This window comes from Micromonospora marincola, assembly GCF_056150385.1.
Genome location: NZ_JAXCFT010000006.1, coordinates 177,678 through 194,638 on the forward strand (window position 1 = coordinate 177,678; position 16,961 = coordinate 194,638).

General features: G+C 74.4%; 14 protein-coding genes. 8 read left to right on the top strand and 6 right to left on the bottom strand.

The genetic code is table 11. The annotated features are described in order from the left end of the window. Positions 1–64 precede the first annotated feature (64 nt). Positions 65–1,024: a 2,3,4,5-tetrahydropyridine-2,6-dicarboxylate N-succinyltransferase gene (dapD, locus tag SM450_RS16580; RefSeq protein ID WP_474620618.1), complete on the bottom strand. Its 960-nt coding sequence runs from the start codon at positions 1,022–1,024 to the stop codon at positions 65–67. Positions 1,025–1,126: 102 nt separating this feature from the next. On the opposite strand from dapD, the gene dapE reads away from it, so the two are divergent. Next, complete coding sequence (gene dapE / locus SM450_RS16585; protein ID WP_474620619.1) at positions 1,127–2,200, top strand: succinyl-diaminopimelate desuccinylase; 1,074 nt, start codon at positions 1,127–1,129, stop codon at positions 2,198–2,200. Between the two features lie 48 nt (positions 2,201–2,248). Here the strand turns inward: dapE and SM450_RS16590 are convergent, their stop codons facing one another. Beyond that, positions 2,249–2,410, bottom strand: coding sequence for a hypothetical protein (locus SM450_RS16590; protein WP_474620620.1), 162 nt, complete (start codon positions 2,408–2,410; stop codon positions 2,249–2,251). A 156-nt stretch (positions 2,411–2,566) separates the two neighbouring features. On the opposite strand from SM450_RS16590, the gene SM450_RS16595 reads away from it, so the two are divergent. From SM450_RS16595 to SM450_RS16625, 7 genes are all read left to right on the top strand, one after another. Continuing rightward, positions 2,567–3,436 (top strand): LOG family protein, encoded by an 870-nt coding sequence (locus tag SM450_RS16595; protein ID WP_474620621.1) that lies wholly within the window; start codon positions 2,567–2,569, stop codon positions 3,434–3,436. A 1-nt stretch (position 3,437) separates the two neighbouring features. Further along, positions 3,438–3,983, top strand: coding sequence for an LOG family protein (locus SM450_RS16600; protein WP_474620622.1), 546 nt, complete (start codon positions 3,438–3,440; stop codon positions 3,981–3,983). Between the two features lie 376 nt (positions 3,984–4,359). Next, positions 4,360–7,995 (top strand): ATP-dependent helicase, encoded by a 3,636-nt coding sequence (locus tag SM450_RS16605; protein ID WP_474620753.1) that lies wholly within the window; start codon positions 4,360–4,362, stop codon positions 7,993–7,995. Further along, positions 7,992–11,405 (top strand): ATP-dependent helicase, encoded by a 3,414-nt coding sequence (locus SM450_RS16610; protein ID WP_474620623.1) that lies wholly within the window; start codon positions 7,992–7,994, stop codon positions 11,403–11,405. The genes SM450_RS16605 and SM450_RS16610 overlap by 4 nt, the downstream gene beginning before the upstream one ends. A 196-nt stretch (positions 11,406–11,601) precedes the next feature. Beyond that, positions 11,602–11,805 (top strand): transcription antiterminator/RNA stability regulator CspE, encoded by a 204-nt coding sequence (gene cspE, locus SM450_RS16615; RefSeq protein WP_013288421.1) that lies wholly within the window; start codon positions 11,602–11,604, stop codon positions 11,803–11,805. Between the two features lie 214 nt (positions 11,806–12,019). Next, entirely contained in the window at positions 12,020–13,273 is a 1,254-nt protein-coding gene (locus SM450_RS16620) for a DEAD/DEAH box helicase (protein ID WP_474620624.1), read from the top strand. A 136-nt stretch (positions 13,274–13,409) separates the two neighbouring features. Then, positions 13,410–13,577: a hypothetical protein gene (locus SM450_RS16625; RefSeq protein ID WP_474620625.1), complete on the top strand. Its 168-nt coding sequence runs from the start codon at positions 13,410–13,412 to the stop codon at positions 13,575–13,577. 82 nt (positions 13,578–13,659) lie between these two features. Here the strand turns inward: SM450_RS16625 and SM450_RS16630 are convergent, their stop codons facing one another. From SM450_RS16630 to SM450_RS16645, 4 genes are read right to left on the bottom strand one after another with little or no spacing between them, the layout of a single operon-like run. Continuing rightward, entirely contained in the window at positions 13,660–14,100 is a 441-nt protein-coding gene (locus tag SM450_RS16630; RefSeq protein WP_474620626.1) for an RrF2 family transcriptional regulator, read from the bottom strand. Between the two features lie 4 nt (positions 14,101–14,104). Continuing rightward, on the bottom strand, positions 14,105–14,989 hold the full coding sequence (locus tag SM450_RS16635) for an ABC transporter permease (protein ID WP_474620627.1): 885 nt from the start codon (positions 14,987–14,989) through the stop codon (positions 14,105–14,107). After that, positions 14,979–15,758, bottom strand: a complete 780-nt coding sequence (locus SM450_RS16640; protein WP_474620628.1) for an ABC transporter ATP-binding protein — start codon at positions 15,756–15,758, stop codon at positions 14,979–14,981. Before SM450_RS16640 ends, SM450_RS16635 begins: the two co-directional genes overlap by 11 nt. Beyond that, positions 15,755–16,819: an ABC transporter substrate-binding protein gene (locus SM450_RS16645; RefSeq protein ID WP_474620629.1), complete on the bottom strand. Its 1,065-nt coding sequence runs from the start codon at positions 16,817–16,819 to the stop codon at positions 15,755–15,757. The genes SM450_RS16640 and SM450_RS16645 overlap by 4 nt, the downstream gene beginning before the upstream one ends. Positions 16,820–16,961 lie beyond the last annotated feature (142 nt).

The following is a 16,961-nucleotide window of genomic DNA, read 5'->3' on the forward strand; positions in this document are numbered from 1 at the left end:
GTCCCGCCCGTCCGGGCCCGCGACCTCGCGTCGCGGGCCCGGACGGGGTCGGTCCTGTCGACTCTCAGTCGTTGGCGTGCAGGACGGCGTTCAGCTCGATGCCCCGGCCGGTGCGCGGCCTGGCCTCAAGCGCGCCGGTCACCGAGTTGCGCCAGAAGAGCAGCCCGTCCACCCCGGACAGCTCACGGGCCTTGACCACCCGGCCGTCCGGCAGGGTGACCTTGGAGCCGGCGGTGACGTAGCAGCCGGCCTCCACCACGCAGTCGTCGCCGAGCGAGATGCCGATGCCGGCGTTCGCGCCGACCAGGCTGCGCTCGCCGATCCGCACCTTCTCGGTGCCTCCGCCGGACAGCGTGCCCATGATCGAGGCGCCCGCGCCGACATCGGAGCCGTCCCCGACCACCACGCCCTGCACGATCCGCCCCTCGACCATCGAGGTGCCGAGCGTGCCGGCGTTGAAGTTGCAGAAGCCCTCGTGCATCACGGTGGTGCCGGCGGCCAGGTGCGCGCCGAGCCGCACCCGGTCCGCGTCGGCGATCCGCACCCCGGCCGGCACCACGTAGTCGGTCATCCGGGGGAACTTGTCCACCCCGTAGACCGCCAGGTGGCGGCCGGCGGCCCGCTCGATGACGCGCAGTTCGTCCACCCGCTCCGGCGGGCACGGACCGGCCGAGGTCCAGGCCACGTTCGCCAGCTTGCCGAAGACGCCGTCGAGGTTCAGCTCGTTCGGCCGCACCAGGCGGTGGGAGAGCAGGTGCAACCGCAGGTACGCGTCCGCGGCGTCCTTGATCGGGTCGTCGAGCGAACCGATCACGGTGGTCACCTCGACGGTACGCAGGCCGGGCAGCGCCCGCTCGCCGATCGCGCCCGGCGGCAGGTCGAGCACGTCGGCCTGGTCCTCCCCGGGCACCAGGGGCAGCTCGCCGAGGCCCAGCTTGCCGGTCGGGTACCAGGTGTCGAGCACCTGGTCGTCGGCGGTGACGGTGGCCAGGCCGATGCCCCAGGCGGATGGTGCGGACGTCACGGTGTCACCTCTCGTTCCGGCGGCGGCGTGCGCCGCTGCTGGCGGCTGCGGGCGCGGAACGTGTGCCTCGCACCCACCGAGGATGACGGTACCGTGCGAGACATGCAGAACCCGTTGACCCCCGAGGTCCTGGCCGATCCGGTGGCGCTTACCCGCGCCCTGGTCGACATCGAGTCGGTGTCCCTCAACGAGAAGGCGATCACCGACTGCGTCGAGGAGGTGCTGCGGGGCGTACCGCACCTGCGCACCCACCGGCACTCGAACACCGTGATGGCGCGCACGGACCTGGGCCGGGCGCAACGGGTGGTGCTCGCCGGCCACCTGGACACCGTTCCGCTCAACGACAACTTCCCGTCGACCATGCGCGGCGACCTGATGTACGGCTGCGGCACCTCCGACATGAAGTCGGGGGTGGCGTTCGCGCTGCACCTGGCGGTGACGCTGCCCGACCCGCGCTACGACGTCACCTACTTCTTCTACGAGGCCGAGGAGATCGAGTCGCGCTACAACGGCCTCACCCTGGTGGGGGAGAGCCACCCCGAGTGGTTGCGCGCCGACTTCGCGGTGCTGCTGGAGCCCACGTACGGGGTGGTCGAGGCGGGCTGCCAGGGCACCATGCGGGCGGTCGTCACCACGCACGGCGAGCGGGCCCACGCGGCCCGCTCCTGGCGCGGGGTGAACGCCATCCACGGCGCCGGCGAGGTGATGCGCCGGCTGGCGGCGTACGAGGCGCGCCGGGTGACCATCGACGGCTGCGACTACCGCGAGGGCCTCAACGCGGTGCGGATCAACGGCGGGGTGGCCGGCAACGTCATCCCGGACCGCTGCGAGATCGAGATCAACTACCGGTACGCCCCGGACCGCGATCCGGTGACGGCCGAGGCGCACCTGCGCGAGGTCTTCGCCGGCTTCGACCTGGCGGTCACCGATGCGGCGGCCGGGGCGGCACCGGGGCTTGACAACCCGGTGGCGCGGGAGTTCCTGACCGCGGTCGGGGCCGCCCCGATCGGCAAGCTGGGCTGGACGGACGTGGCCCGGTTCGCGGCCATGGGCATCCCGGCGCTCAACTTCGGACCCGGTGATCCGAACCTGGCCCACCACCGGGACGAGCACGTCGAACTGGCCAAGATCCGCGACGGCGCGGCCACCCTGCACCGCTGGCTCGCCCCGGCCTGACGTACCGACGATCCGGGGCCAACGGCCGACGTCGCGGGCCCCGGATCGTCAGGCGCTCGGGGACAGTGACGCGTCCGCCTCGTCGGCCTCGACGGCCGGCTCGGAGCGGTGGGCCTCCGCCATCCGGGCTCGGCGGCGCTCGGCCACCACGTCGTGGATCCGCCGCTGCATCTGCCGGCGGATCCGGATCATCTCGCTGTTGCTGATCAAACGCTTGCTCCTCCCCCGAAGACGCGTCGCCCAGGCATACCCGGTATGTGAATAGTAAGACGTACGAGCGACCGAATTAGTTGCCTTGATCGCAAAGATTTTCTCCGGCAGGCCCGTCTACGCGCCGCTCCGCCGGTGCTCCACTACCGTGGCCCCATGACTGAGAGCAGCAGGAAGCCGGCTGGGCAGGGGTTGCCGCGTGCGGAGCGGCACCGCGGCGCGGTCACGCTGCGCAATCGTGCGATTCCGAACAGTACCGCGGACCAGCGGCTGCTCGACTCCCGGGGCCGCAGCGACTGGAAGACCAAGGACGCCTGGCGGGCCCTGCGGATCCTGTCCGAGTTCGTCGAGGGGTTCGACACGCTCGCCGACCTGCCGCCCGCCGTGAGCGTCTTCGGTTCGGCCCGCAGCAAGCCGGACAGCCCGGAGTGCCGGCTGGCCGAGGAGTTGGGCGGCGCCCTGGCCCGGGCTGGCTACGCGGTGATCACCGGCGGCGGGCCGGGCGTGATGGAGGCCGCCAACCGGGGCGCCGGGGAGGCCCGCGGCCTCTCCGTCGGGCTCGGCATCGAGTTGCCGTTCGAGCAGGGCCTCAACGACTGGGTCGACCTCGCCATCGACTTCCGCTACTTCTTCGCCCGCAAGACCATGTTCGTCAAGTACGCCCAGGCGTTCGTGGTGCTGCCCGGCGGGTTCGGCACCATGGACGAGCTGTTCGAGGCGCTCACTTTGGTGCAGACCGGCAAGGTGACCCGGTTCCCGGTCGTGCTGATGGGCGCGGACTACTGGGGCGGCCTGCTCGACTGGCTGCGCGACACCATGGCCGCCGAGGGCAAGATCGGGCCGGGTGACCTCGACCTGATCCGCGTCACCGACGACGTCAACGAGGCGGTCCGGCACATCGTCGAGGCCGAGGCGGTGCTCTCCGCCGAACAGGAGGCGGTCCGCGAGGAGGCGGTCGCCCGGGTGGCCGCCGACCAACGGGCCGCCGCCGAGGCCGCCCCCGAGGGCCCGACGGGTTCGCGCTGACATGGCGAACGTCTGCGTGTTCTGCGCGTCCTCACGTACCCTCGACGACCGCTGGCTGGCGCTCGCCACCGAAACCGGCACCGAACTGGCCCGACGCGGGCACACGCTGGTAAGCGGCGGTGGCTGCGTCGGCATGATGGGCGCGGTGGCGGACGGCGCACGGGCCGCCGGGGGTCGCACGATCGGCGTCATCCCGCAGCCCCTGGTCGTCCTGGAGGCGGCCGACCTGGCCGCCGACGAACTGCTTGTCACCGACGGGATGGCGAGCCGGAAGACGATGATGGTCGACAAGTCGGACGCCTTCGTCACGCTGCCCGGCGGGTTGGGCACGCTCGACGAGCTGTTCGAGGTCTGGACCACCGCCACCCTGGCCCTGCACACCAAGCCGATGGTGCTTGTCGACGCGGACGGGTTCTACCAGCCGTTGCTCGACTGGCTCGGCACCCTGGCCGACCGGCGCTTCCTCAAACCGGCCGCGCTCGATCTGGTGATGGTCGCCGACAGCGTGCCCGCCGCCCTCGACCTCATCGACGCCCGCCTCACCTGAGGCGTTCCCGCCCCGCCCCCGTCCTCACCCCCGCCCTCGCCCCCGTCCTCGTCCCCGTCCTCGCTGATACCCATACCGTTCCACTCACCGTGTGCCGACGGGGCGAGTGGAACGCCACGGGTGTCTGCGGCCCTGTTTGACACCCATAGCGTTCCACTCATCGCCTGCGCGGCGGGCGAGTGGAACGGTATGGGTGTCTCCGCACCTTCCGGCGGGGCGCTTCCGAATGGTGGCTCGGGAGGGTGTCCTGGCGGTCGAGAGACGCCGAGCGCCGGTGCCAGCCGGCCGGGTCTCTCGTGTGACGGCCGTTCCTGCTGGCGGGGTGCGGGGCGGCGTCGGTTTCCGGGTGTCGTACCGGCGTGGTGGGATGTCGGTGATGCAGGCGTACCGGTTGGTGCGTCGGCCCGGCGGCGCGGGGGCGGGGGTCACCCGCGAGGCCGGGGCGGGGCAGGGGGTGGGCCGGTCCGACGGGCCGGCCGTGACGGAGCCGCGATCCGGGGGGTCGGCGGGCGATGCCGCGCACCCACCAGCCGGGGCCGGGCCGACCGTGGCCGGGGCCGGGGCCGGGCCGACCGTGGCCGGGGCCGGGGCGACCGTGGCCGGGGCCGGGGCGACCGTGGCCGGGGCCGGGGCGACTGGGGCCGAGGCCGGGCCGACTGGGGCCGGAGGGCGTCGGGCGGATCCGGTGCAGGCCGAGGTCGTCGCGCACACCGACGGGCCGATGCTTGTCGTGGGCGGGCCCGGCACCGGGAAGACCGCCACGCTCGTCGAGGCGGTCGCCGCCCGGGTGGCCGAGGGCGTCGACCCGGAACGGGTCCTGGTGCTGACCTTCGGCCGGCGTGGCGCCACCGGGCTGCGCCGGCGGATCGAGGCCCGGATCGCCGGGGACGGGCACCGCGTGGTCCGCGAGCCGCTGGTCCGCACGTTCACGGCGTACGCCTTCGGGCTGCTCCGCCGGGCCGCGGCGGAACGCGGTGAACCCTCACCGCGGCTGCTCACCGGCCCCGAGCAGGATCTCATCATCCGCGAGCTGCTCGACGTGGTCGGCGAGGAGCCGGACGACGATCCGGTCGGCTGGCCGGTGGACATGCGCCCCGCGCTGCGTACCCGGGCGTTCGCCCAGCAGCTCCGCGACCTGCTGATGCGGGCCGCCGAGCGGGGCGTCGGCCCGGTCGAGCTGGCCCGCCTCGGCGAGAAGCTGGGCCGCGCCGACTGGCCGGCCGCCGCCCGCTTCCTCCGCGAATACGTCGCCGTCCTCGCGCTGCGCGACGTGAGCAACCGGGGCTCGGTCGCGTACGACCCGGCGGAGCTGGTGCGGGCCGCCACCGGCATGCTGCTCGACGATCCCGGGTTGCTCGCCGCCGAGCGTCGCCGCCTGACCCACGTCTACGTCGACGAGTTGGCCGACACGGACCCGGCGCAGGTGGACCTGCTCGCCGTGGTGGCCGGCGGCGGCAAGTCCCTGGTCGCCTTCGCCGACCCGGACTCCTCCACGTACGCCTTCCGCGGCGCCGACCCGGCCGCGGTCGGCGCGTTCCCGCACCGGTTCCGGACCGCCTCCGGCGCGCCGGCCGCCCAGGTCACGCTCGCCACCTCGTACCGGGCCGGGCCGGAGTTGCTGGCGGCGACCGCCCGGCTGGCCCGCCGGCTCCGTGGCCCGGCGGCCCACCGGCGGCTGCGCCCGCTCCCGGACGCGCCGGCCGGCGCGGTCGAGGTACGCACCTTCCGCTCGGCCACAAGCGAGTCCGCGTGGCTGGCCCACACCCTGCGGGAGGCCCACCTGCTCGACGGGGTGCCCTGGTCCCGGATGGCGGTGCTGGTGCGCTCCACCGGGCGGCAGCTTCCGTCGCTGCGGCGTGCCCTGCACACCGCCGGCGTGCCCACCGTGGTGCACGGGGAGGACCTGCCGCTGCACCTCCAGCCGGCGGTGGCCCCGCTGCTGCTCCTGCTCCGCTGCGCGCTCGAACCCGACCGGCTGGACGAGGAGTCGGCGGTCGCGTTGCTGCACTCGCCGCTCGGCGGCGCCGACCCGCTGGCCGAGCGGCGGCTGCGCCAGGGGTTGCGGGCGCTCGCGCTTGCCGGCGGCGACCGTCGCCCCTCAGGTGAGTTGCTTGTGGAGGCGCTGCGCGATCCGGCCGAGCTGGCCGCCATCGAGCGGCGGTGGGCGGAGCCGGCGCAGGCCGTGGCGCACCTGCTGGCGACCGCCCGGCAGGCCGCCGGTGCGGCAGGTGCCACAGTCGAGGACGTGCTCTGGGCGGTGTGGCGGGAGAGCGGGCTGGCCGAGCGCTGGGCCGGGGCGATCACCCGGGGGCGGGCGGCCACCGGCGAGCACGAGACGGCCCAGCGCTGGCGGGCCGAGGCCGCCGACCGGGACCTGGACGCCGTGCTTGTGCTCTTCGACGCGGCGGCCCGGTTCACCGACCGGTTGCCGGGGGCACGCACCGAGGTCTTCCTCGACCACGTGCTCGGCCAGGAGTTGCCGGCCGACACGCTCGCCGCCGCCGCCGATCGGGGGGACGCGGTACGCCTGCTCACCGCGCACGCGGCCAAGGGCCTGGAGTGGGACCTGGTCGCCGTCGCCGGGGTCCAGGAGGGCGTTTGGCCGGACCTGCGACTGCGCGGCAGCCTGCTCGGCTCGGAGCGGCTTGTCGATGTGCTCGCCGGCCGGGCCGACGGCGCCGGGTTGCGGGCCAGCCTGGTCGGGCAGACGTCGGCGCTGCTGGACGAGGAGCGGCGGCTGTTCCACGTCGCGGTCAGCCGGGCCCGGCGCCGCCTGCTGGTCACCGCCGTCGCCTCCGCGGCGGTCGGCGGCGACGACCACGAGGAGCAGCCCAGCCGCTTCCTGCACGAACTGGCCGCAGGTGACCCGCCGGCCACCGGCAGCGGCGGCACCGCCCCGACCGGCCCGCACGGCCCGAACCCGCACGGCCCGAACCCGCACGGCCCGGACCGGGACGGGCCGGTGCCGCACGGTGACGAGCAGCCGCAGGACGGGCCGCCGGGCGTGCTCCCGGTGACGCTGCCGCCGCGCGGGCTCACCCTGTCCGCGCTGGTGGCGGAGCTGCGTACCGCGATCACCGACCCGGCGGCGTCGATCACCCGGCGGCACGCGGCGGCGGGTGAGCTGGCCCGGCTGGCCGCCGCCGGGGTGCCCGGCGCGCACCCGGACGACTGGTGGGGGTTGCGCGGTCTCTCCGACGACCGGCCGCTCGTCGACGACGGCGAGCCGGTGCGGGTCACCCCGTCGGCCATGGAGAGCGCGCTGCGGTGCAGCCTGCGTTGGCTGCTGGAGCGGCACGGCGGCAGCGGGCCGGCAAGCGCCGCGCAGGGCGTCGGCAACCTGGTGCACGCCGCCGCGATGCTCGCCGAGGACGCGAGCGCCGACCGGGAGGCGCTGCTTGAGTATGTGGCCGCCCGGTTCGACGCGATCGAGCTGGCCGCCCGGTGGATGGTCGGCCCGGAGCGGCAGCGCGCCGAGGCGATGGTCGACAAGCTGCTGCGCTGGCTGGCCGGCAACCCGCGTCGGCTGCTCGCCATCGAGCACGAGTTCGCCGTGCGCCTGGACGACCCGGCCCGTCCGGTCGAGCTGACCGGCCGGGTCGACCGGCTGGAGGTCGACGCGGAGGGCCGCCTCGTGGTGATCGACCTGAAGACCGGCAAGTCCACCGCCGTCACCGAGCGGGAGGTGGCCGAGCATCCGCAGCTCGGCGCCTATCAGGCGGCGGTCGAGGCGGGCGGGTTCGCGGAGTTCGGCGCGGAGTCCGGCGGCGCGGCGCTGGTGCAGCTCGGCACCGGCGCGCGGGACGCCAGGGAGCAGGCCCAGGCGGCGGCCGGCGAGGGCCCGGAGGCCGGCTGGGCCACCGCGCTCGTCCGCCGCACCGCCGACACGATGGCCGCCTCCACCTTCGCCGCGGTCGCCAACTCGAAGTGCCGGGTCTGCCCGGTACGCACGAGCTGCCCGGTCTCCGGCCAGGGCCGGCAGGTCGTCGAGCCGCCCCCGGAGCAGTCATGACGATCCAGCCGGCGCTGTTCGGCGCCACCGGCACGCCCACGCCCCGGGCCGCCGACGCGGGCCCCCGCTACACGCCCGTCGAGCTGGCCAGGCTGCTCCGGCTGCCGGCGCCCACCCGGGAGCAGGCCGCGATCATCGCGGCGCCGGTGGAGCCGCTGCTCGTGGTCGCCGGCGCCGGCTCCGGCAAGACCGAGACGATGGCCGCCCGGGTGGTCTGGTTGGTCGCCAACGCGTACGTGCGCCCCGAGCACATCCTCGGGCTCACCTTCACCCGCAAGGCCGCCGGTGAGCTGGCGCACCGGGTCCGGACCCGCCTCGACCAGCTCGTCCGCCGACTGGGCCGGCCGCGCCGGGACCCGCGCGAGGACCCGTTCGCGGGCGAGCCGACGGTGTCCACCTACCACTCGTACGCGGGGCGGATCGTCACCGAGCACGGGTTGCGCGCCGGCTACGAGCCGACCACCCGGCTGCTCACCGAGGCGTCCCGCTGGCAGCTCGTCGACCTGCTGGTCCGCAACTACGACGGGGACATGTCGGAGGTGGAGCGGATGCCGTCCACAATCACCGACGCGGTGCTCGCTCTCGCCGGTGAGCTGGACGAGCACCTGGTCGACCCGGACGAGCTGGCCGGCTGGACCGGTCGTTTCTTCGCCGAGGTGCAGTCCCGCCCCGGCCGGGTCTACGCCGACGTGCGCAAGGCGCTCCAGCTCCAGCGGACCCGACTGAAGCTGCTTCCGCTGGTGCGGGCGTACGCCAGGCGGAAGGACGACTTCGAGGCGATGGACTTCGCCGACCAGCTCGCCCGCGCGGCCCGGGTGGCCCGCGACCACCCGGGCGTCGGCGTGATCGAGCGGGACCGGTTCCGGGTGGTGTTGCTCGACGAGTACCAGGACACCAGCCACGCCCAGGTGGTGCTGCTCAACGCGCTGTTCGGCGGCGGTCACCCGGTCACCGCCGTGGGCGACCCCTGCCAGTCCATCTACGGCTGGCGCGGGGCCAGCGCCGGCACGCTCGACCGGTTCCCCGGCGAGTTCGCCCGTGTCGACGGCACCCCCGCCGACGTGCTCGGCCTCACCACGAGCTGGCGCAACCGGCCGGAGATCCTCGACGTCGCCAACGCGCTCTCGGTGCCGCTGCGGGCGGCCGGCGCCCGGGTGGCCGAGCTGCACGCCGCGCTCAGCGTCCGCGATCCGATCCCGCACCGCACCCCGGGCGGCCGGGCCGCCGGCACGGTGCACTGCGCGCTGCTGCCGACGTACGCCGACGAGGCCGACTGGATCGCGGACAGCGTGCTGGCGTCCTGGCGGGGCGCGGCCGGGACGCCTGGCGCGCTGCCCGAGCACATCCCGGCCGACCGCCGCCCCACCACGGCGGTGCTGGTGCGGCTGCGCAGCCAGATCCCGGCGATCGAGGCGGCGCTGCGGGCCCGCGGGCTGCCTGTCGACGTGGTCGGGCTCGGCGGCCTGCTCGACACCCCGGAGGTGCGGGACGTGGTGTGCACGCTGCGGGTGCTCGCCGACCCGACGGACGGGGCGGCGCTGCTGCGGCTGCTCACCGGCGCGCGCTGGCGGATCGGCCCCCGTGACCTGGTCGCGCTGCACCGGCGGGCCCGGGCCATCGCCCGGGGCCGTCGGGAGCTGTCCGGGGACGACGGGCCGGAGATCGTCGTGGACGTGCTGGACGAGGCGACCCTGGTCGAGGCGTTGGCCGACCTCGGGCCGGCGCAGGCGTACTCGGCGGAGGGGTTCGCCCGGCTGCGGTCGTACGGGATGGAGCTGGCGCTGCTGCGGTACCGGCTGGACCAGTCCCTGCCGGAGCTGATCGCGGACATCGAGCGGAGCATCGGGCTCGATGTCGAGGTGGCGGTGCGGGCCGGCCGGGACGGCGCCGGGGACGCCGGGCTGGCCCGCGCGCACCTGGACGCGCTCGGCGACGTCGCGGCCCGGTTCAGCGGCGAGACACCCGGCGCCACGCTCGCCGGTTTCCTCGCCTACCTGGCCGCCGCAGAGGACGAGGAGCGGGGGTTGGCGCCCGGCGAGGTCGAGGTGGTGGCGGGCGCCGTGCAGGTGCTCACCGCGCACGCCGCGAAGGGCCTGGAGTGGGACGTGGTGGCGGTGGCCGGGCTGACCCGGGGCGTGTGGCCGGGGCCGGTCCGCAACTCGGACCACTGGCTGGGTGGGCTCGGGGTGCTGCCGTTCCCGCTGCGCGGCGACTCCGACGGGCTGCCGGCGCTGGCCCTGCCGGAGGCGGAGGACCAGCGTGGGGTGGCCCGCGCGCTGGCCGAGTTCACCGATGCCTGGCGGGCGCACGACGAGCGGGAGGAGCGCCGGCTGGCGTACGTGGCGGTGACCCGGCCCCGGCGGTTGCTGCTCTGCTCCGGCTACTGGTGGGGGGAGGGGACGAAGCGGTTCCGCGGGCCGTCGGTGTTCCTGCGTGAGGTGCACGACGCCGGCCTGTCCGGCGCGGACGGGCACGTGGTAGACGCCTGGGCGCCGGAGCCGGCCGGGGACGCGGTGAATCCGACCACCGAGACGGTGCTGCGCGCCGAGTGGCCGGCCGACCCGTTGGGCGGTCGCCGGCCGGCGCTGACCGAGGCGGCGGCGCTGGTCCGCCGTCATCTCGCCGACCCGGACGCGGCCCGGCGCGAGGCTGCCCTGCTGGCCAGCGTCGGCCCGACCGCCGTTCCCGCCGGTCCGTCCGATCCGGTCGAGGGGGATCCGGAGGTGGCCCGGTGGCGGCGGGAGGCCGATCTGCTCCTCGCCGAGCGGGCCGAGCTGGCTCGGCGGGCCGAGGCGGTCGAGGTGGAGTTGCCGGGTCAGCTCTCGGTGACCCAACTGGTGGCGTTGCGGCGCGACCCGGAGGCGCTGGCCCGTGCGCTGCGCCGGCCGATGCCGAGCGAGCCCAGCCCGTACGCCCGGCGGGGCACCGCGTTCCACGCCTGGTTGGAGCAGCGCTTCGGCGCCGACCGGCTGCTCGACGTCGACGAGCTGCCGGGCGCGGCCGACGACGGCGCCGCCCCGGACGAGGCGTTGGCCGCGTTGCAGGAGCGTTTCCTGGCCAGCGAGTGGGCGGACCGGGTGCCGGTGGAGGTGGAGGTGCCGTTCGCCACAGTGATCGCCGGTGTGGTGGTCCGGGGCCGGATGGACGCCGTCTTCGCCCGCCCCGGCGGGCGTTACGACGTGGTCGACTGGAAGACCGGCCGGCGGCCCACCGGCCGCGAGGCGGACGCGGCGGCGGTGCAGTTGGCGGTCTACCGACTGGCCTGGGCGGAGTTGGCCGGCGTGCCGGTGGAGCGGGTCGGCGCGGCGTTCCACTACGTGCGGGACGGGGCAACGGTCCGCCCGGCCGACCTGCTCGACGTCGAGGGGCTGACCACGTTGGTGACGGCCGTGCCGGAAATTTCGGCGTGACCTCCCCAAGCGGCGAGATCCGTGGTAGGTTATCCGGGTTGCAGTTTTGGTTTCCAGAGACTCTGTGTGCGCCTGGCGGATTGTGGCCCCAGGCGCTCTTTGTTGTGTCCGGAGTTCTCCGGGCGGGGCGACCAGCAGCGACAAGACCGGCCCGCAAGACGTGCGGGCCGACCGTTCCGTCAAGGAGACGAAACACATGGCAATTGGCACCGTGAAGTGGTTCAACGCTGACAAGGGCTTCGGCTTCATCACCCCGGACGATGGCGGCGCTGACGTCTTCGCCCACTTCTCGGCGATCCAGACCTCCGGCTACCGGAGCCTGGACGAGAACCAGCGGGTCGAGTTCGAGGTGACCCAGGGCCAGAAGGGCCCGCAGGCGGAGAACATCCGCCCGCTCTGATCTTTCGGATCAACCGGCACCACCACCACGCCCCGCCGGGCGTGGTGCACGGGCCGACCCGCCGCGCCGCCCTCCCGTAACCGGGACGTGGCGCGCCGAGGCGGGTCGGCCCGTACCCTTTTCGGTTCGTGCTTGTGATCCCGGCCATGCCGGTGACGCGCCGCTTGTCGGCGCCCTTCCTCGACACGTGCCGCCTCCGAGGAAGGCTTTCCGCATGACCACGACCCTGCCCACCTTCGCCGCCACCGGCCTGGCCCCGGCGCTGGTCTCCGAGTTGGTCGCCCAGGGCATCACCGCGCCGTTCCCGATCCAGTCGGCCACCCTGCCCGACTCGCTTGCCGGCCGGGACGTGCTCGGGCGCGGGCGGACCGGCTCGGGCAAGACGCTCGCGTTCGGGTTGCCGCTGCTGCACCGGACGTCCGGCCGCCGGGCCCGTCCCGGTCGCCCGCTGGCGCTGGTGCTGGTGCCCACCCGGGAACTGGCCGCGCAGGTGACCGCCGCGCTCACCCCGTACGCCGGCGCGCTCGGGCTGCGCTGCGCCACTGTGGTCGGCGGGCTGTCGCTGAGCCGGCAGGCGGACGCGCTGCGGGCCGGCGCCGAGGTGCTGGTGGCCACGCCGGGGCGGCTGCACGACCTGATCGACAGGGGTTCCGCCCGGCTGGACCAGGTTGCCATCACCGTGCTCGACGAGGCGGACCAGATGGCCGACATGGGCTTCCTGCCGCAGGTGACGAAGCTGCTGGAGCAGGTCGCGCCGAGCGGGCAGCGGATGCTCTTCTCGGCCACCCTGGACCGCGGCGTGGACCGGCTGGTCCGCCGGTTCCTGACCGACCCGGTCACGCACTCCGTCGACCCGGGCACCGCCACGGTCACCGCGATGACCCACCACGTGCTGCACCTGGAGCCGGAGGACAAGCCGGCCGCGCTCGCCAACATCGCCGCCCGGGAGGGCCGGACCATCGTCTTCATCGCCACCAAGCACCGCGCCGACCGGGTGGCCCGCCAGTTGCTCGCCAAGGGCGTACGCGCCGCCGCGCTGCACGGTGGCAAGTCGCAGCCGCAGCGCACCCGGATCCTGGAGCAGTTCCGCACCGGCCAGGTCACCGCGCTTGTGGCCACCGACGTGGCGGCCCGCGGCATCCACGTGGACGGGCTCGACCTGGTGGTGAACGCGGACCCGCCCACGGAGGCGAAGGACTACCTGCACCGGGGCGGCCGGACCGCGCGGGCCGGGGAGTCGGGCACCGTGGTCACGCTGGTCCTGCCGGAGCAGCGCCGCGACGTGGCCCGGCTGATGACCACCGCGGGGATCAACCCGAAGACCACCCGGGTCCGCCCCGGCGACGCGGAGCTGGGTCGGTTGACCGGGGCGCGGGAGCCCTCCGGGACGCCTGTGACCATCGCGCCGCCGGTCGCCGCGCACCCGGCCCCCGGGACCCGCCCGCGCCGCCGCCCGCGCCGGCGCTGACCGGCCGGGGCCACCTCGCTGAGTCGGGGATCAGCGGACTTTCGGTCGGCTGTCCGACACTGCGGCGGCGCTCCGGCGACCATGCTTGTCGCCGGGGGCCGGTCGGGGGGACCGGCCGGACGCGGGAGGGGTGACCATGGCGGGCGACGCGGGCCCGGGCGGGACCCGGGAAGTGCTGCTGGTGCTCGCGGTCGCGGGTGCCGGTGTGGCACTCGCCGTGGTGGCCGCGTTCGGGCCCTGGCATCTGGCCGCGGCCGGCCTGCAGGACCGGGGCGCGGCCCGCACCTTCAACCCCGGACAGTAGTCGTCCGCACGCACCGAGGGGGCGCGAGCGGCCGGGCGGGGCCCCGGCACCGGGCCCCGCCCGGCGTCCGGCGCGGCTGAGTTCAGGGCGCCGGCGCGCGGTCGGCAAGCAGATCCGCCAGGGTGGTCTGGTCCACCACGAGCGCGATCGCCCCGTCCACCGCGAGCCATACGTCCCGCAGCCCGGTGGCCACCCCGTGATAGCCGGCCCGGTCGGCGGGGATGCCCCGGACGCTTGTGAGGGCGCCACCCACCGCGCGCAGCACGTCGCCCACGCTGATCTCGGCGGGTGGCCGGGTCAGCGCGTAGCCGCCCTCGTTGCCGCGGTGGCTGTGCAGCAGCCCGGCCCGGCGCAGGTCCAGCAGGATTCCCTGGAGGAAGCTGAGCGGGATGTCCTGGCTGTCGGCTAGGCTCGCCGCTTTGACCAGCTCGCCGCCGCCGGACCCCCCGTCGCCGGTGGGGCCGGCGTCGGCGACGGCGAGCATGGCCCGGAGCGCGTAGTCGGCGCGCGCGGAGATGTACACGACGTCAGTTGCCGGCCTGGTCCAGCACGCCCCAACGGCGGCGGATCGCCTTGTCGGCCGCGCCGAACGCGGAGTCCACGAGCAGGCCGACCACCAGGATGACGATCATGATGGCCATCAGCCGCGGCGCCTCGCTCAGCTCGCGGGCGTAGGTGAGCTGCGCGCCGATCGAGGTGCGGGTGGCGATGACCACGAGCAGCTCGCCGGCCATCAGGCTGCGCCAGGCGAACGCCCAGCCCTGCTTGAGCCCGGCCACGATGGCGGGCAGCGCGGCCGGCGCGATCACGTACCGGTAGAGGTTGAGCCCGCGGGCGCCGAGGTTGCGGCCGGCCCGGACCAGCAGCGGCGGCACGTAGTCCACGCCGTGGATGACGCCGTTGGCGACCGACGGCGCGGCGCCCAGCACCACCACGAAGAAGATCGCCTGCTCGCTGAGCTGGAACAGCAGGATCGCAAGCGGGAACCAGGCGATCGACGGCATGGTCTGCAACGCGGTGATCATCGAGCCGAGCGCGGCGCGGAGCACCTTGACCCGGGCCACCCCGAGGCCGAGCAGCAGGCCGACCGCGACCGCGGCGGAGAACCCGACGACCGCCCGGCGGGCGGTGGTGGCCAGGCCCTCCCAGAGCGCCGAGCTGACCAGGTAGTGGCCGAGGTCGGCGAAGACCACCGCCGGGCCGGGCAGCGCCCACGGTTCCTTCCAGCCGCTCCAGACGACTGCCTGCCAGAGCGCGATCGCCAACGCCAGAGCGGCGAACTTGGGCCAGGTGGCCGACCAGAGCCGGCGCAGCCGGGACGGGCCCTTCTCCTGACCGGCGATCTCCAGCGCGTCGAGGCCGGAGATCTCCGCGTCGGTACGCGTCGACCCGGCGAGGATGTCACTGGCCATGCCGGCCCACCTCCTTGCGCAGCCGGTCGGTGACCTCGGCGGCGATGGCCGACACCTCCGGCGAGTCGATCCGCCGGGGCCGTGGCACGTCGACCCGGGTGGAGTAGATGATCCGGCCGGGCCGGCTGGAGAGCAGCACGATCCGGTCGGCGAGCCGGGCCGCCTCGCGCACGTTGTGCGTGACGAACAGGACGGTGAGCTTGCGCTCGCTCCAGATCCGCTCCAGCTCGTCGTGCAGGATGTCCCGCGTCATCGCGTCGAGCGCGCCGAACGGCTCGTCCATCAGCAGCACCGGGGTGTCGAGCGCGAGCGTGCGGGCCAGCGCGACCCGCTGCCGCATGCCGCCGGAGAGCTGGTGCGGGCGCTTGCGGCCGAACTCGGACAGGTGCACCGTGCGCAGCAGCTCGGCCACCCGCGCCCGGCGCTTGTCGCGGGGGAGCCCGCGCAGCTTGAGCGGCACCTCGACGTTGCCCTCGACGGTCGACCACGGGAACAGCGCCGGCTCCTGGAACATCAGGCCCGGGTTGACGCCCGCACCCAGCTCGATCGCGCCGCCGCTGACCCGGTCCAGGCCGGCGACCAGGTTGAGCAGCGTGCTCTTGCCGCAGCCGGACGCGCCGACCAGGCAGACGAACTCGCCCGGGGCGACATCGAGCGACACTCCGTCGAGCGCCAGGACCGCCTGCTCGCCCTGGCCGTACACCTTTGTCACGCCGCGGAGCGCGACCGAGCCGGTCGCGCTGCGCGGGGTCGTCGTGGTCGACGTCACGGCTGGGTGACCTCGGGCTTGCCCTCGGCCTTCAGCACCTCGTTGAGGAACGTCAGGTCGTAGAGGCCGTTCAGGTCGACCGGCTGGGTCAGCCCGACCGCGACGGCGTGGTCCAGGCCGGTCTTCAGCGAGGACGAGATCGGGTCGTTGGTGAACTCCAGCGTCGGCCAGGCCTGCTTGATCAGCTTGATGTCGAGCGGCTTGCCGGTGATCTTGCCGATGTGCTCGGAGATGGCCTGCTGCGCCTCGTCCGGCTTGGTGTTGACGAACTCGTTCGCCGCGACCTGCCCCTGCACCAGCTTCTTCACCACGTCCGGGTGCGCCTTGAGGAACTTGGTGCTGACAAGCAGGTTGGTGATGACGAACTTCTTGTCCGGCCAGAGGTCGCGCTCGTCGACGAGCACCTTGCCACCGGCGTTCACAAGCCGGGAGACGAACGGCTCCGGCACCCAGGCGCCGTCGATGGCGCCGCTGCCGAACGTCTCGATCGTCTGCGCGTTCTCCTGCGGGACGACCTTGACGTCGCCGCCGCCTTCCTTGGTGGTCTCCAGGCCCTTCTCCTTGAGCCAGTAGCGCAGCGCGACGTCCTGGGTGTTGCCGAGCTGCGGAGTGGCGATCTTCTTGCCACGGAGCTGCTCCACCGCGGTGATGGCGGGTTTGACCACGAGCGCGACGCCGCCGGACGCGGCGCCGGAGACCACCCGGACCGCCTCGCCCTTCGACTTGGAGAAGGCGTTCACGGTCGGGTTCGGACCGATGTACGTGGCGTCGAGCGCGCCGGAGAAGACCGCCTCGATGGCGGCCGGGCCGGCGTTGAAGGTCTTCGTCTCAAGCGTGACGTCGCCGCCCAGCTTCTCCTTGAAGATCCCCTTCTCCACGCCGACCACGGCCGGCGCGTGGGTGATGTTCGGGAAGTAGCCCAGGCGCAGCGTCACCGGGCCGGAGTCGCCGGCGCCGTCGCTGTCGTCGCCGCCGCAGGCGGCTGTGGTGCCGAGCGTGGCCGCGCCGACCGCGGCCAGGGTGGCCAGGGTGACCAGGCGGCGCAGGGGAAGCCGTCTCATCGATCGTCCAATCCGCAGTATTCCTATTTAGTTGGTAGGAAGACTGGGGCAGGAGGTGGCAGTCGTCAAGACCTGTCCCGCATCTGTCCACCGTTCGGCCAGGGCACACCACCGGTGCGGTCGGTACGGAGGCGCTAGTGTC

Coding starts and splice junctions, on each gene's coding strand:
- SM450_RS16635 (WP_474620627.1), bottom strand. CDS start 14,989: ATGGCCAGTGACATCCTCGCCGGGTCGACGCGTACCGACGCGGAGATC.
- SM450_RS16645 (WP_474620629.1), bottom strand. CDS start 16,819: ATGAGACGGCTTCCCCTGCGCCGCCTGGTCACCCTGGCCACCCTGGCC.
- SM450_RS16605 (WP_474620753.1), top strand. CDS start 4,360: ATGCAGGCGTACCGGTTGGTGCGTCGGCCCGGCGGCGCGGGGGCGGGG.
- dapE (WP_474620619.1), top strand. CDS start 1,127: ATGCAGAACCCGTTGACCCCCGAGGTCCTGGCCGATCCGGTGGCGCTT.
- SM450_RS16600 (WP_474620622.1), top strand. CDS start 3,438: ATGGCGAACGTCTGCGTGTTCTGCGCGTCCTCACGTACCCTCGACGAC.
- SM450_RS16625 (WP_474620625.1), top strand. CDS start 13,410: ATGGCGGGCGACGCGGGCCCGGGCGGGACCCGGGAAGTGCTGCTGGTG.
- SM450_RS16620 (WP_474620624.1), top strand. CDS start 12,020: ATGACCACGACCCTGCCCACCTTCGCCGCCACCGGCCTGGCCCCGGCG.
- SM450_RS16595 (WP_474620621.1), top strand. CDS start 2,567: ATGACTGAGAGCAGCAGGAAGCCGGCTGGGCAGGGGTTGCCGCGTGCG.
- cspE (WP_013288421.1), top strand. CDS start 11,602: ATGGCAATTGGCACCGTGAAGTGGTTCAACGCTGACAAGGGCTTCGGC.
- SM450_RS16610 (WP_474620623.1), top strand. CDS start 7,992: ATGACGATCCAGCCGGCGCTGTTCGGCGCCACCGGCACGCCCACGCCC.